Annotated in this window: 14 protein-coding genes and 2 tRNA genes; 8 read left to right on the top strand and 8 right to left on the bottom strand. The window is 71.3% G+C overall.

What is annotated here, in order from left to right; translation table 11 throughout:
* Positions 1 to 136: 136 nt before the first annotated feature.
* From B9W62_RS24480 to B9W62_RS24455, 6 genes are all read right to left on the bottom strand, one after another.
* Positions 137 to 210: transfer RNA gene (locus tag B9W62_RS24480), tRNA-Lys, on the bottom strand.
* Positions 201 to 797 (bottom strand): bifunctional DNA primase/polymerase, encoded by a 597-nt coding sequence (locus B9W62_RS24475; RefSeq protein ID WP_087809167.1) that lies wholly within the window; start codon positions 795 to 797, stop codon positions 201 to 203. Before B9W62_RS24475 ends, B9W62_RS24480 begins: the two co-directional genes overlap by 10 nt.
* Positions 798 to 976: 179 nt before the next feature.
* Positions 977 to 1,324: a hypothetical protein gene (locus B9W62_RS24470; RefSeq protein ID WP_087809166.1), complete on the bottom strand. Its 348-nt coding sequence runs from the start codon at positions 1,322 to 1,324 to the stop codon at positions 977 to 979.
* 150 nt (positions 1,325 to 1,474) lie between these two features.
* Positions 1,475 to 3,037, bottom strand: a complete 1,563-nt coding sequence (locus B9W62_RS24465; protein WP_087809165.1) for a pectate lyase family protein — start codon at positions 3,035 to 3,037, stop codon at positions 1,475 to 1,477.
* Between the two features lie 417 nt (positions 3,038 to 3,454).
* Positions 3,455 to 4,186 carry a maleate cis-trans isomerase family protein gene (locus B9W62_RS24460; RefSeq protein ID WP_087809164.1) on the bottom strand — a complete coding sequence of 244 codons (732 nt, stop codon included), beginning with the start codon at positions 4,184 to 4,186 and terminating at the stop codon, positions 3,455 to 3,457.
* Positions 4,183 to 5,085 carry a maleate cis-trans isomerase family protein gene (locus tag B9W62_RS24455; protein ID WP_087809163.1) on the bottom strand — a complete coding sequence of 301 codons (903 nt, stop codon included), beginning with the start codon at positions 5,083 to 5,085 and terminating at the stop codon, positions 4,183 to 4,185. Before B9W62_RS24455 ends, B9W62_RS24460 begins: the two co-directional genes overlap by 4 nt.
* A gap of 187 nt (positions 5,086 to 5,272) precedes the next feature.
* Between B9W62_RS24455 and B9W62_RS24450 the strand changes: the two genes are divergently transcribed.
* Both B9W62_RS24450 and B9W62_RS24445 read left to right on the top strand, forming a co-directional pair.
* A complete protein-coding gene (locus B9W62_RS24450) occupies positions 5,273 to 6,268 on the top strand; it encodes a D-2-hydroxyacid dehydrogenase (protein ID WP_087809162.1) in 996 nt (331 codons plus the stop codon).
* A gap of 36 nt (positions 6,269 to 6,304) precedes the next feature.
* On the top strand, positions 6,305 to 7,699 hold the full coding sequence (locus B9W62_RS24445; protein ID WP_087809161.1) for an amidase: 1,395 nt from the start codon (positions 6,305 to 6,307) through the stop codon (positions 7,697 to 7,699).
* A gap of 119 nt (positions 7,700 to 7,818) precedes the next feature.
* On the opposite strand, the gene B9W62_RS24440 is transcribed toward B9W62_RS24445, so the two are convergent.
* Positions 7,819 to 8,316 carry a DUF3830 family protein gene (locus tag B9W62_RS24440; RefSeq protein WP_179235645.1) on the bottom strand — a complete coding sequence of 166 codons (498 nt, stop codon included), beginning with the start codon at positions 8,314 to 8,316 and terminating at the stop codon, positions 7,819 to 7,821.
* A 107-nt stretch (positions 8,317 to 8,423) separates the two neighbouring features.
* Here B9W62_RS24440 and ehuB point away from each other — a divergent pair, with 107 nt between their 5' ends.
* The 6 genes from ehuB (at position 8,424) to B9W62_RS24410 (ending at position 12,588) form a co-directional block, all read left to right on the top strand.
* Positions 8,424 to 9,353: an ectoine/hydroxyectoine ABC transporter substrate-binding protein EhuB gene (gene ehuB, locus B9W62_RS24435; RefSeq protein ID WP_087809159.1), complete on the top strand. Its 930-nt coding sequence runs from the start codon at positions 8,424 to 8,426 to the stop codon at positions 9,351 to 9,353.
* Complete coding sequence (ehuC, locus tag B9W62_RS24430) at positions 9,350 to 10,051, top strand: ectoine/hydroxyectoine ABC transporter permease subunit EhuC (protein ID WP_087809158.1); 702 nt, start codon at positions 9,350 to 9,352, stop codon at positions 10,049 to 10,051. The genes ehuB and ehuC overlap by 4 nt, the downstream gene beginning before the upstream one ends.
* Entirely contained in the window at positions 10,048 to 10,698 is a 651-nt protein-coding gene (gene ehuD, locus B9W62_RS24425; protein ID WP_087809157.1) for an ectoine/hydroxyectoine ABC transporter permease subunit EhuD, read from the top strand. Before ehuC ends, ehuD begins: the two co-directional genes overlap by 4 nt.
* Positions 10,688 to 11,473, top strand: coding sequence for an ectoine/hydroxyectoine ABC transporter ATP-binding protein EhuA (gene ehuA / locus B9W62_RS24420; RefSeq protein ID WP_087809156.1), 786 nt, complete (start codon positions 10,688 to 10,690; stop codon positions 11,471 to 11,473). The genes ehuD and ehuA overlap by 11 nt, the downstream gene beginning before the upstream one ends.
* A 181-nt stretch (positions 11,474 to 11,654) precedes the next feature.
* The gene (locus B9W62_RS24415; protein WP_179235644.1) at positions 11,655 to 12,413 is read left to right on the top strand and encodes an IclR family transcriptional regulator; all 759 of its coding nucleotides are present in this window, start codon (positions 11,655 to 11,657) and stop codon (positions 12,411 to 12,413) included.
* A gap of 101 nt (positions 12,414 to 12,514) precedes the next feature.
* Positions 12,515 to 12,588, top strand: a tRNA-Lys gene (locus B9W62_RS24410).
* Positions 12,589 to 12,659: 71 nt separating this feature from the next.
* Here the strand turns inward: B9W62_RS24410 and B9W62_RS24405 are convergent.
* Positions 12,660 to 13,265, bottom strand: coding sequence for a lytic polysaccharide monooxygenase auxiliary activity family 9 protein (locus B9W62_RS24405; RefSeq protein ID WP_087809154.1), 606 nt, complete (start codon positions 13,263 to 13,265; stop codon positions 12,660 to 12,662).
* Positions 13,266 to 13,346 lie beyond the last annotated feature (81 nt).

The following is a 13,346-nucleotide window of genomic DNA, read 5'->3' as shown; positions in this document are numbered from 1 at the left end:
CGACCCTGGCATCCCCGGCCCACCACGCATGGGGGTGTGGGTGGCGAAGCCCCCACAACGCGCGGCGAAGCCGCGCAAAAACAACGATGGCGAGGAGGTTCGCGTTTTCCGCGAACACGCCTCGCCATCGCCAACGTGCGCCGCCAGGGACTCGAACCCCGGACCCGCTGATTAAGAGTCAGCTGCTCTAACCAACTGAGCTAGCGGCGCCTGCTGACGTCGTAGACCTTAGCACCCTGGTCGGCGGGAGGAAAAATCGAAATCCGCACCGCCGCGCGGGCCGCCCGTACCGCCGCCCAGAGCATGATCTCCGGGCCGGGCAGCCACGGCTGGCGGGTGTCCGGGGCCACCAGCCAGCGGGACCCGGAGCGCGCGGGCGCACCCGCGGGGGCCGGTACGGTCACCGCGTCCCCGGCGCCGTGGCACAGCAGCGGCGGCACCTCGTCCGCACGGCCGCCCTCCCGGCCGCGGGCGCTCCACTCCTCCCAGTCCAGCAGCGACGGCAGCCGCTGGGCGGTGCCCGGTGCGGCGAACAGCAGCATCCGGCCGCGGAACTCCGCCACCGGGCCCGAACCCGGGCCGTCGTCCCACAGCCGGTCCAGCATCCGGCGGCCGAAGATCGCGGGGGCGCTCACCACGTCGAAGGCGGACCCGCAGGGCAGGACGACCGGGGCGTCGGGGCGCTCCTCCCAGAGCGAGAGCGTGCTGCGCGGGTACGCGCCCGCCGAGGCCAGCCAGGCGGCGCCGTCCGAGGTGACGTCCGAGACGTGGGGCGTGGCGTTGCGTGTGCTGCTCATACCGCACAGGTCTACCGGGCGTGAGGATCCCGCTCCGCCGGGTTACCGGAAACCGGGACACGACGGCGGAGGGGCGAGTATCTTGTCCACCCCCCTGGCATATGCGCCCCGGCTACTCGGCCCGGCCGGTCGGCCCGGCCGGTCGGCCCGGCCGCTCGGCCGCCGGCTCAGTCGCCGGTTCAGTCGGCCGGTTCGCCGCGCATCAGGTCCCGGCCGAACTCCACCATCTTCTTGGCGTAGTCCTCGGTCCACTCGGCACGCTCGGCGATGTCGGCGGTCGTCAGCCGGTCGAACCGCCGCGGATCGGCCAGCTGCGCCGCGGCGACCGCCTGGAACTCCATGGCCCGGTCCGCCGCGGCGCGGAACGCGTGGGTCAGCTCGGTGGCCCGCTCCAGCAGGGCGCGGGGGTCGTCGATCGACTCGAGGTCGAAGAAATGCTCGGGATCGGCGGCCGCCTCCGCCGGCTCGAAGAGCAGGGGCGCGGGGCGTAGCCGCGGTTCGTGCCGACGCGGCGTGGGCTCCGCCATGTCTTCTCCTCCTCGTACGGGACGACGGCCCGTCCCCGGGTGCGGGGGCACTCCGGTGGAGTGGGCCACCGTCCATTGTCCCGCGCCCGCGCAAGAGGGCGGGGTGTGCCCGGAGCCGCGATCCGGTCACACCCCGCCCGCCGGGGCGCGTCAGCCCGCGTATGTCTCGAACTCGGCGATCTTCGGGGTGCCCGAGGCGCCGGTGATCTCGAAGGTGATCTTCTCCAGCGAGACCGGGGAGAAGCCGATCACGCCCGCTCCGCTGCCGGAGGCCAGGACGGCGCCGGTGCCGTGGTCGACGACGCGGTAGGAGCCGACGGTGCCCTCGGAGCCGGCCGCCTCCCGGATGGTGACCTTGGCGACGGTGGTGGCGGAGGACCACTTGACGGAGATGGAGCCGGTCGTACCGGCCGGGGACCAGTACGTGCCGAGGTCACCGTCGCGCACGTTGCCGTAGCTGGTGCCGCTCGCCTTGGACGAGCCGTCGGAGCCGGCGCCGAGGCTCAGGTTGGTCCCGCTCGGCGGATCGGTCGGGTCGGGGTCCGTCGGGTCCGGGTCGGTCGGGTCCGGATCGGTCGGGTCCGGGTCCGTCGGGTCCGGGCTCTGCGGCGTGCAGCTGCCGTCCGACACCTTCAGGCCCTTGTCGGCGCCCGCGGTGGCGCTCACCACGGACGGCACGCAGGAGGCGTCGTCGGGGGTGAAGGAGTACGGGACGGACACCGTGGTGGTGGACCGCGGGTCGGGGCCGGCCGGGTTGTTGTCCTCGCCGGGCTCGGACCAGCTGACGTTGTCGTAGATGTTGCCGCTGACCTGCCAGGTGCCGGCCTGGTCGGTGTAGAAGGTGCCGAGGACGTCCTTGGAGTCCTCGAAGTAGTTGTTGTCCACCTTGGCCTTGGCGCCGGCCCGGGAGTTGATGCCGGACTCGTTCAGGCTCTTGTAGTGGTTGTTGTACATGTGGGCGATTCCGCCGCGCAGCAGGGGCGCCCGGGAGTCGATGTTCTCGTACAGGTTGTGGTGGAAGGTGACGTAGCCGTTGGAGCGGTCGGACTCGCTGGAGCCGATCAGGCCGCCGCGGCCGGAGTTGCGCAGGGTGCTGTAGGACAGGGTCACGTACTGGGTGTTGTCCTTCATGTCGAAGAGGCCGTCGTAGCCCTCCGACTCCCCGCCCGAGGCCTCCAGGGTGGTGTGGTCGACCCAGACGTTGCGGACGTCGCTCTCCATGCCGATGGCGTCGCCGCCGTTGGAGGTGGGCGAGCCGGACTTCTTGACGTTCCGTACGGTCACGTTCTGGATGACGATGTTGCTGGACTCCCGGATGTGGATGCCCAGCTGGTCGAAGACGGCACCGCCGCCGACCCCGACGATCGTGATGTTGCTGACCTGCTTCAGCTCGATCTTGTCGGCCGCGGTGCTGCAACTGTCGCCGGACACCTTGGTGGTGTTGCCGTGGTTGATGGTGCCCTCGACCTCGATGGTGATCGGGGTGCTGCTGCTGGCCCGGCCGCACAGGGCCTGGTGGATCGCGGTTCCGGTGGTGGCCCGCACGGTCTGCCCGCCCGCGCCGCCGGTCGTGCCGCCGTTCTGGGTCGCGTAGCCGGTGGCACCGCCGGCCGCTGCCGCCGCCTCGGGCATCGCCAGCACCACACCGGCCGCGGCCGCGAGGGCCAGCGTGCCCAGTGCCGCTTGGAGTCGCAGCGCGACTGGTCGTCTCATCCTCGGTCTCCCCATTCGCCTTCACATGCCGGAACGGAAAGCCATGTCGTGATCATGTCAATCACACCATGGCGGAAAGCGCTTTCTCGGCGTGAGAATAGGGGGGCGGTCGAGAGCTGACAAGGGTTCAGACGCGTCGTCCGATGTTCAGTATCACGATCGACGTCCATCTACATGGACAGGTGGCGCTCGATGTGCGTCCCGCCCGGACCTGCGGTACGATCATCTTGCCTGATCACGGGGGCCAACTCCCCGCAGCGGGCACTGCGTTGGTGGTCCAAGGAAAGACGCCCCACTTCCCGTGGGGAAATGCAGGTGCAAGGCCTGCCCAGCGCTCGACGAGAACCCCGGTTCCGCTCACGCGGGACCGGGGTTCTTCCGTGTCGCGGGTCTGCCACGACCCGGCGCGGACCTGCCTCAGGCCTGCACCACGGGCTCCCGCGTGAACAGCGCGCCCAGCTCCGGCGCGTTGACCCGGCGGTCGGCCAGGCGCAGGCCCTCCCAGACGGTGACCTGGTTCGCGGTGAGGACCGGCTTGCCCAGTTCCTTCTCCAGGGCCGGGAGGTGGGCCGCCGTGTGCAGCGCCGTGTCCGGCAGGAGCACCGCCTCGGCGTCCGGGCGGTCGGCCGCGCGGGCCAGCGCCAGCACCTCCTCCTCGCTCCAGGTGCCGACCTCCGCCGCCGTGATGATGCCCGAGCTGACGACGTCGGCCACCTCGATGCCGGCGGCGCCGAGGAAGTCCGCGAAGAGCCGCGCCACGTCGTCCGGGTAGGTCGCGCCGATCGACACCCGCCGCACCCCGATCTCCTTCGCCGCGTGCACGAAGGCGAAGGAGGTGGACGAGGCCGGCAGGCCCGCCGCCTGGGCCAGGGCGCGCACCTGTTCGTGGGCGCCGTCCCAGCCGTGCACGAAGCTGCCGCTGGTGCAGGCCCACACCACGGCGTCGGCGCCGGCCAGCCGCAGCTCGGCCACGCCCGCCTCCAGCCGCCGCGGCGAGCCCATCTCGAGGAGCGCGTCCACCCGGTGGGCGTCCTCGCCGATGTCCGTGTGCACCAGGTCCACCCGGATGTCGCTGCCCAGGAGCTGCTCGATGCGTGGGTAGTCGTCCTCGCCGGAGTGGCCCGGGTACAGGAATCCCAGTGCTGTCATGTCCACCCTTCCTGCTGCTGTTCCGTGTCCGGGCCGTCAGCGACGCCCGGCATGTCCGCGGCCGCGGGACCGACCGGGCCCGCCACCGCGGGGTCGACGGGACCGGCCGGTCCCACCACCGCGGGACCGGCCGCACCCGCCGCCGCGGGGCCGAGGCGCGCGGCCGGATCGGTCAGCGCCTGGTACGGCCCCACCGCAGGGGTACCCAGTCGGCGCAGGGCCGCCCACATCGTCACTTGGTTGGCCGAGATCACCGGGATCCGCAGCTCGGCCTCCAGCTGCGGGATGACGTCGTAGGTGGGGAGGTTGGTGCAGGAGATGAACAGGGCGTCCGCGGCTCCCGGCGCGGGCACGGCCTGGCGGGCCATGCCCGCCACGTCGCGGTAGGGGACCTTCCAGATGTGCCGGGTCAGCCCCATGAAGGCGCAGCCGGTGACGGCGACCCCGGCCTCGGCGACGTACGCCTCCAGCGCCCGGGTCACGGACACGGTGTACGGCGTCACCAGCGCGACCCGGCGTACGCCCAGCTCGGTCAGCGCGTCGAGCAGTGCGCCGGAGGTGGTGACGGACGGGACCGCGCCCGCCCAGGTCATCGCCTCGCACATGGCGCGCTCCCCGGCGATCCCGCCGACGAAGCTGCCCGAGGTGCAGGCGTAGGCGACGACCTCGGGCGCGATGGCGTTGAGGGTGCGCACCGCCTCGCCGAGGGTCTCGTGCTCGCTGACCATCCGGGCGAGGTCCAGACTGACCTCGACGGGCACGAAGGGGGTCCGTGTCATGTGCAGTGACACGTCGTCGGGCACCCATCGCCACAGCTCGCGATCGAGTGCGAAGTCGAACGGGGCGACCACGCCGACCCCGCGTTGCGGAGCTGGTCCGCCGAGAAAGGAGATGTCCATGGCACGCACCGGCCTCACACTGAGGAAGGAGAGGGCAACGCACCGTTATGAACGGCCGTGTTGACGAAGGTAGGTTCCGGTGCGAGCGTGGTCAATCCGCTCGCATCACTCCCAGGTCAACAGCCGGTTAACTTCCGCGTCAACACCTGAACCGCCCCCGCTTCCACCGACCGGAGACAGGCCGCCGATGACCACGTCCCCGCCCCCGTCCGCGCCCGCTGCCACGCCCGCGCCGACCTCCCTGCCGACCCTCCTCGTCCTGGACGCCGAGCCGCTCCCCCGGCTGGGCCGGCTGACCGGCCGGGCCAGGATCGAGCACGCTGACGCGGCGACGCTGGCCGAGCGGCTGCCGCACGCCGACGTCCTGCTGGTGTGGGACTTCGCCTCGCACGCGGTGCGCGAGGCATGGCCGGGCGGCGGCCCGCGCCCGCGCTGGGTACACACGGCGAGCGCCGGGGTGGACCATCTGATGTGCCCGGAGCTGGCCGAGTCGGACACGGTGGTGACCAACGCCCGCGGTGTCTTCGACCGGCCGATCGCCGAGTACGTCGCCGCGCTCGTGCTGGCGATGGCCAAGGACCTGCCCACGACGCTGCGCCTCCAGGGCGAGCGGACCTGGCGGCACCGCGAGTCGATGCGGGTGGCCGGAACCCGCGCCTGCGTGGTGGGCTCCGGCCCGATCGGCCGGGCGGTCGTGAGCACCCTGGAGGCGCTCGGCATCACCACCGCGCTGGTCGGCCGCGCCGCGCGCCCCGGAGTGCACGGCCCACAGGACCTGGACCGGCTGCTGGCCGGGGCCGACTGGGTGGTGGCGGCGGCGCCGCTCACCGACGACACCCGCGGCATGTTCGACGCCCGGCGGTTCGCCCTGATGAGGCCCTCCGCCCGGTTCGTGAACGTGGGGCGGGGGCCGCTGGTCGTCGAGGACGACCTGGTCGAGGCACTGACCGCGCGCCGGATCGCGGGCGCCGCCCTGGACGTGCTGAGCCACGAGCCCCTGGCGCCGGACAGCGCCCTGTGGGAGGTGCCGGAGCTGATCGTCTCGCCGCACATGAGCGGGGACACGATCGGCTGGCGGGACGAACTGGGCGCGCAGTTCGTGGAGTTGTTCGAGAGCTGGGCGGCGGGCGGACCGCTGGCCAACGTGGTCGACAAAGAGCGTGGATACGTGCCCGGACACTGACGTCGCCGACGTCACCGACCCGCGGGAGGGTGCCGCATGACCGACCTCACCGAGCTGACCGCCGTACAGCTCGTCGACGGCTACCGCAAGGGCGTGTTCAGCCCCGTGGAGGCGACCCGGGCGGTCCTGGACCGGGCCGAACGGATCCAGCCGGAGGTGAACGCCTTCGTCCGGCTGACCGGTGAAGAGGCGCTGAACCAGGCCCGGCGGGCCGAGGAGCGGTGGCGCCGCGGGGAGCCGTGCGGGCGGCTGGACGGGGTGCCGGTCACGGTGAAGGACATCCTGCTGACGCGTGGTCAGCCGACCCTGCGCGGATCGCGGGCCGTCTCCCCGGACGGCCCCTGGGACGAGGACGCGCCGTCCGTGGCGCGGCTGCGCGAGCACGGCGCGGTGTTCGTCGGCAAGACCACGACGCCGGAGTTCGGCTGGAAGGGCGTGACGGACTCGCCCCTGTCCGGCGTGACGCGGAACCCGCACGATCCCTCCCGCACCGCGGGCGGTTCCAGCGGGGGCGCGGCGGCGGCCGTGGCGCTCGGGGCGGGGCCGCTGGCGCTGGGCACCGACGGCGGCGGCAGTGTGCGCATCCCGGCGTCCTTCTGCGGCATCTTCGGCCTGAAACCGACGTACGGCCGGGTGCCGCTGTACCCGGCGAGCGCGTTCGGCACCCTCGCGCACGTCGGTCCGATGACCCGGGACGCGGCGGACGCGGCGCTGCTGCTGGACGTCATCGGCACCCCGGACGCCCGGGACTGGTCGGCGCTGGGCCCGGCCCCCGGGGCGTACACCGAGGCCCTGTCGGGCGGGGTGCGGGGGCTGCGGGTGGCGTACTCGCCCTCGCTCGGCGGGCAGGTGGCGGTGCGTCCCGCGGTGGCCGGGGCGGTCCGGCGGGCGGTGGAGCGGCTGGCGGGCCTCGGTGCGTACGTGACGGAGGCCGACCCGGACTTCACGGACCCGGTGGACGCCTTCCACGCCCTGTGGTTCAGCGGGGCGGCGCGGGTGGTGCAGCATCTGCGGGCGGGGCAGCGGGAGCTGCTGGACCCGGGGCTGCGGGAGATCGTGGGGGCGGGGGCGCGGTACTCGGCGCTGGACTATCTGGCTGCGGTGGACGTGCGGATGGAACTGGGGCGGCGGATGGGCGTCTTCCACCAGGCGTACGACCTGCTGGTGACGCCGACGCTGCCGATCACTGCGTTCGAGGCGGGGGTGGAGGTGCCGAAGGGGTCGGGGCAGCGGCGGTGGACGGGGTGGACGCCGTTCACGTATCCGTTCAACCTCACGCAGCAGCCTGCCGCGACCGTGCCGGTGGGGGTGGACGGGGACGGGTTGCCTGTGGGGGTGCAGGTCGTTGCGGCTCGGCATCGGGACGATCTGGTGCTGCGGGCTGCGCATGCGCTGTTTGAGGCGGGGGTGGCGGGTACGTCGGTCCAGTAGTGACCGGCGTGGGTGTGGGCGCGGGTGGGAGACGCGGGCCGGCGCCGGCCGGGTGCGCTGCGCCCACCCGTGCCGCCCCAGCGGCACGACTGCCCGCAGGCTGGGGCGGCCGCCCGCAGTTACGAAGCCCGGCGGAAACTGAGCGTCTCTCCCGCCGCGCCCGTGCGCCACAGGTCGTTGCAGGCCTCCGCCATGGCGTCCAGGCCCTCGGTGATGCGGCCCCAGACGGTGCCGGGGACCCAGCCGACGTCGCCGTTGAGGAGCAGGTTGTTGCGCTCGTAGAAGAGGGCGAGGTCGACGAGGGTGGTGCCGGGGCGGACCTCGCGGTCGTAGCCGTACGCCTTCGTGCCCAACTCGGCACCCGCGAAGGCGAAATAGCACAGATCGCCCGGAATGGGCGTTACCGTCAGATTCTCCAGCGGGGGTTCGGATGCCGCGAAGGGCGGGAAAAGGGCGTAGATCTCGTTGCGGGCGTATTTGGCGTGGTACACGTCGCCGCCGAGGGGGAGCGCGTCCCAGACGGCCGCGCAGGTGATCGGGGCCCGGTCGTCGAGCAGTTGGGCCGTGCAGGTGATTCCGCGCTTGACCAGCGAGACTTCGATGTAGCGATCAGCCATGCCCTCCATGGCAGTGCCCCGCGGCCCCGCGGTCAAGGGCGCCGGGCCGATGTATCGGACTGAAAAAGATCGGCATAACCTGCCCCCCTTCGGGTAGCTGCGCGCCCATGGCTCCACCACACAGAACCCCACCAAGGGGTATATCCGACCAAAGGTCCAGGACAGCCGGGCCCACTCGCCGGTCGCTGCTCGCGGGGGTCGCGGCGCTCGGCGCACTGGGGGCGGCCGGCTGCTCGCGGGTGGCCACCGCGTCCGACGTCGAGGGGGGAGACCTGCTCGGGCGGCTGAGGGCCCAGGGCGTCGCCCGGCTCGGCATCGCCGGCGAGATCCCCTTCGGGTACATCGACAAGAACGGCGACTTGACCGGCGAGGCCCCGGAGCTGGCGAAGGTCATCTTCAAGCGGCTCGGAGTGGACCGGGTGCAGCCCGTGCCGACGGAGTTCGGCTCCCTCATCCCGGGGCTGGCGTCCCAGCAGTTCGACGTCGTGGCGGCCGGGATGTACATCAACGCCGACCGCTGCGAGCAGGTCATCTTCTCCGACCCCGACTACCAGATGCTCGACGCGTACATCGTGCGCAAGGGCAATCCGCTCGGGCTGCACAACTACCGGGACGTCGTCAAGAAGAAGGCCAAGTTCGCGACCGGCACCGGCTACGCCGAGATCGCCTACGCGGTGGAGCACGGGTACAAGGAGGACGACATCCTGATCGTCCCCGACCAGGTGGCCGGACTCAACGCCGTCGAGTCCGGGCGCGTGGACGTCTTCGCGGGCACGGCGCTGACCGTGCGCGAGGTGGTGAAGAAGTCGAGCAAGGCGGAGGCGACCGAGCCCTTCGCACCGCTCGTCGGCGGCAAGCCCCACGTCGACGGCGGCGGCTTCGCCTTCCGTCCGGACGAGACCAACCTGCGGGACGCCTTCAACGTCGAGTTGCAGAAGCTCAAGAAGAGCGGCGAACTGCTGCGGATCCTCAAGCCCTTCGGTTTCACCGAGGAAGAGATGACGGATCTGACCGCGAAGGAGCTCTGCGGCGGATGACCTCGGGACTGTGGGAACTCGTACTCCAGGGCGTCTGGGTCACCATCCAGCTGCTCTTCTTCAGCGCGTTGCTGGCGACGGCCGTCTCCTTCGTGGCCGGTATCGCGCGCACCCACCGGCTGTGGATCGTCCGCTTCCTCGCGGGCTTCTACACCGAGGTGTTCCGCGGGACCTCGGCACTGGTGATGATCTTCTGGGTCTTCTTCGTGCTGCCGCCAGCGTTCGGCTGGCAGCTGGTGCCGATGTGGGCGGGCACGCTGGCGCTCGGCCTGACCTACGGGGCGTACGGCTCCGAGATCGTGCGCGGCGCGCTGGCCGCGGTCGACCCGGCGCAGAAGGAGGGCGGCATCGCGCTCAGCTTCACGCCCTGGCAGCGGATGAAGCTGATCCTGCTGCCGCAGGCGGTGCCGGAGATGATCCCGCCCTTCTCCAACCTGCTGATCGAGCTGCTCAAGGGCACCGCCCTGGTCTCGATCATGGGCATGGGCGACCTGGCCTTCAGCGGCAACCTGGTGCGGCTGGCGCTCCAGGAGAGCGCGGAGATCTACACGTACATCCTGCTGATCTACTTCGTGATCGCCTTCCTGCTCACGCGGGTGATGCGCGGCCTGGAGAAGAAGCTCAAGGCGGGCGTCGGCAAGGCGCCGAAGAAGAAGACGGCGGCCGTGCGGGTGCCTGAGGGAAGTGGTGTGTCGTGAAATGGGACTGGAGCGCGGTCTCCGACTTCATGCCGCACTTCTGGGACGGCCTGCTGGTCACCCTGCAAATCCTGGTCCTCGGCTCGCTGGTCTCCTTCGGCCTCGGCCTGGTGTGGGCGCTGCTGATGCGGGTGCCGAGCCGCTGGGTGACCTGGCCGGTCGGGGTGGTCACCGAGTTCGTCCGGAACACCCCGCTGCTGGTGCAGCTGTTCTTCCTCTTCTACGTGCTGCCCGAGTGGAACATCACGTTCTCGGCGCTCACCACCGGTGTGGTCGCCATCGGCCTGCACTACTCGACGTACACGATGCAGGTCTACCGGGCCGGCATCGAGGGCGTGCCGGTCGGCCAGTGGGAGGCCGCGACGGCGCTGAACCTGCCCCTGCGGCGGACCTGGACGGCGGTCATCCTGCCGCAGGCGATCCGCCGGGTGGTGCCCGCCCTCGGCAACTACGTGATCTCCATGCTCAAGGACACGCCGCTGCTGATGGCGATCACGGTGCTGGAGATGCTCGGCGAGGCCCGGCTGTTCTCGCAGCAGAACTTCCAGTTCACCGAGCCCCTGACGGTGATCGGTGTGGCCTTCATCATCATCTCCTACCTGGCCTCCCTTGCCCTGCGAGCCCTGGAGCGACGCCTTGTCCACTGACATCCTCCCCAACCCCGAGAAGAGCCCGGAGCAGAGCGGCGGTGAGCTGATCCGCCTGGAGCAGGTCACCAAGCGGTTCGGGGACAACACCGTCCTCGACCACCTGGACTTCTCCGTGGACGCCGGCAAGCACGTCACGCTGATCGGGCCGTCCGGTTCGGGCAAGACGACGATCCTGCGGCTGCTGATGACGCTGCTCAAGCCCGACGAGGGCACGATCACCGTGGACGGGCAGCAGCTGTTCCCGGCCCCCGAGAAGCAGCGCCGCGAGGTGCGCAAGCAGATCGGGATGGTCTTCCAGCAGTTCAACCTGTTCCCGAACATGACGGTGCTGCGCAACATCACCGAGGCGCCGGTCACCGTGCTCGGCATGTCCAAGGACGAGGCGGTGGAGCGGGCCAAGGGCCTGCTGGACCTGGTGGGCCTGGCCGACAAGTGCGACGCCCATCCCGCCCAGCTCTCCGGCGGCCAGCAGCAGCGGGTGGCGATAGCCCGGGCGCTGGCGATGCGCCCGAAGGTGCTGTTGCTCGACGAGGTGACCTCGGCGCTCGACCCGGAGCTGGTCGCGGGCGTCCTGGACCTGCTGCGGGACATCGCCCGCAGCACGGACATCACCATGCTCTGCGTGACCCACGAGATGAACTTCGCCCGGGACATCTCGGACCAGGTCCTGATGTTCGACTCGGGCCGGGTCATCGAGGCCGGCCCGCCGGAGAAGATCTTCAGCGAGCCGGAGCACGACCGGACGCGGGAGTTCCTGAGCGCGGTCCTGTAATTGCGCGACGCGCCTGCCCCAACGCCCGAGGTCGGAACGTTGGGGCAGGCCGACGGCATATGCCAGTGGGCCTGCGCCGCAGATGGGGGCCCCGAAATCCGGTCAACACCCCCTCACGAGAGGCGTCTTGGCGGCTATCGTGAACGCAGGGATGCACCAGCGAGCGCAGGGGGAGACCACCGTGGCGCTGCAGCACAGGCCGACCGCGCCGCACCACTCGGCCCAGGACGCCCTGCGCGTCCTGGAGACGGTGACGCGGCACACCTCCGGTGTCACCGACACCGAGATCGCCCGCGAGAGCGGCATCGACCCGGAGCGCCTGACCACGCTCCTGCGCATGCTGCGCCGCGAGGCGTACGTCGAGCAGACCGCCGACGGCGCGTACGTCACCGGGGAGGCACTGACCCGCCTCGGCTCGGCCCACGGCCGCGAGCAGGCGCTGCGCGAGAAGCTCCAGCGCACCCTGGACCGGCTGCGCGACTCGGTGGGCGCCGCCGTCTACATCAGCCGGTACGTCGACGGCGAGGTCAGCGTCACCCAGTACGCCGACAGCCCGGCCGCGCCCCGGGTGAACGAGTGGGTGGACTTCCGCGTCTCGGCGCACGCCACCGCGGTGGGCAAGTCCCTGCTGACCCAGCTGGACCACGCGGGCCGCCGCGACCACCTGGCCCGGCACCGGATGGCCCGCCTGACCTCGCGGACGATCACCAGCGACAAGCTGCTGCTGTCCCGGCTGGAGTCGCAGCCGGCCACCGTGCCCGTCCTCGACCTCCAGGAGTACGCGGTGGGCACGGTCTGCGCGGCCGTCCCGATCACCGCCGGTTCCGCCGTGGGCTGCCTGGCCCTGTCGCTCCCGGTCGAGCACGCGCACCGGCTGCGCCGGGCCGCGGACGAGCTGAACCGGAGCGCGGCACCGGTGCTCCTGTCCCTGGCGATCTAGGGTCCGCCCGACGGCCGGTCCGCGACTGGTCACGAGCACGGCCCGGGACCGGGTAGTATTTTCGTCGTCGCCGACCGCGGAAAGCGGACGGCGGGAGTCATGCGCCGCTAGCTCAGTTGGTTAGAGCAGCTGACTCTTAATCAGCGGGTCCGGGGTTCGAGTCCCTGGCGGCGCACAGCGGAAGGGCCCCCTCGCTCCGGCGAGGGGGCCCTTCGCACGTTCGGGGGTCCGTTCGCAGGGCCCCGTTCAGAAGGTGACGTCCGAGCACGCGTAGAACGCGTTGCCCGTGTCGTGGACCGTCCACACCGCGAGGATCACGTGGTGCCCGCTCAGCCCGGACGGCAGCGTGCCGCTGTGGGAGAGGGTGGCCGGGGGCTGCTTGCCGCCGTAGGGCACCGTGAAGAACGGGGTGAGGTTGAGGTCGGACCGGGCTAGGTTGTGGTTCTGGTTCCAGCCCGGCTTGGTGACGTAGTACTTGAAGTCGGTCGTGGCGTGCCGGGCGGTGAACTGCCAGCGGAAGGTGTAGCTCTGCCCGCCGTTCACCCTGGTGGTAGGCCACGCCTGGCCGTTCGGCTGCTTGGGGCTGTCGAGCGCGGCGAACGACCCGTGGCCCGCGGAACAGATCTTTCCGTCGGCCGGCCCGGAGGCCGGGAAGCCCTTGGGCCCCTCGACGCTCTGCGGCTCCCACTGGATGGCGCCGCAGCCGCCGACCGTGCCGTTCTGGCAAACCTTCTGCCGGCTGACGGGCAGGTCGGTGTAGCCGTGACCGCTGGCGCCGCCGGACGAGAGCACGAGGGCTCCGGTGGTCGCCATGCCCAGCGCGGCCGCGTACAACTTGGTCCTTGTGCGCATACTGCTGCTCCCTGTGACGTGTGGGGAAGTTCAGGGGAAGTTCAGTGAGCCGTGCAGGTCTAGACCAAGTTCAGATTATTG

This window comes from Streptomyces sp. CS113 (assembly GCF_002188365.1).
GTDB lineage: Bacteria > Actinomycetota > Actinomycetes > Streptomycetales > Streptomycetaceae > Streptomyces > Streptomyces tendae.
This window is presented reverse-complemented; position numbering and strand designations above follow the sequence as displayed.

Excerpts from the sequence above, each read along its gene's own strand:
- B9W62_RS24405 (WP_087809154.1), bottom strand. The coding sequence starts at position 13,265 with ATGCGCACAAGGACCAAGTTGTACGCGGCCGCGCTGGGCATGGCGACC.
- B9W62_RS24450 (WP_087809162.1), top strand. The coding sequence starts at position 5,273 with ATGACCACGTCCCCGCCCCCGTCCGCGCCCGCTGCCACGCCCGCGCCG.
- B9W62_RS24440 (WP_179235645.1), bottom strand. The coding sequence starts at position 8,316 with ATGGCTGATCGCTACATCGAAGTCTCGCTGGTCAAGCGCGGAATCACC.
- ehuC (WP_087809158.1), top strand. The coding sequence starts at position 9,350 with ATGACCTCGGGACTGTGGGAACTCGTACTCCAGGGCGTCTGGGTCACC.
- B9W62_RS24470 (WP_087809166.1), bottom strand. The coding sequence starts at position 1,324 with ATGGCGGAGCCCACGCCGCGTCGGCACGAACCGCGGCTACGCCCCGCG.
- B9W62_RS24460 (WP_087809164.1), bottom strand. The coding sequence starts at position 4,186 with ATGACAGCACTGGGATTCCTGTACCCGGGCCACTCCGGCGAGGACGAC.
- B9W62_RS24465 (WP_087809165.1), bottom strand. The coding sequence starts at position 3,037 with ATGAGACGACCAGTCGCGCTGCGACTCCAAGCGGCACTGGGCACGCTG.
- B9W62_RS24455 (WP_087809163.1), bottom strand. The coding sequence starts at position 5,085 with ATGGACATCTCCTTTCTCGGCGGACCAGCTCCGCAACGCGGGGTCGGC.
- B9W62_RS24445 (WP_087809161.1), top strand. The coding sequence starts at position 6,305 with ATGACCGACCTCACCGAGCTGACCGCCGTACAGCTCGTCGACGGCTAC.
- ehuB (WP_087809159.1), top strand. The coding sequence starts at position 8,424 with ATGGCTCCACCACACAGAACCCCACCAAGGGGTATATCCGACCAAAGG.
- B9W62_RS24475 (WP_087809167.1), bottom strand. The coding sequence starts at position 797 with ATGAGCAGCACACGCAACGCCACGCCCCACGTCTCGGACGTCACCTCG.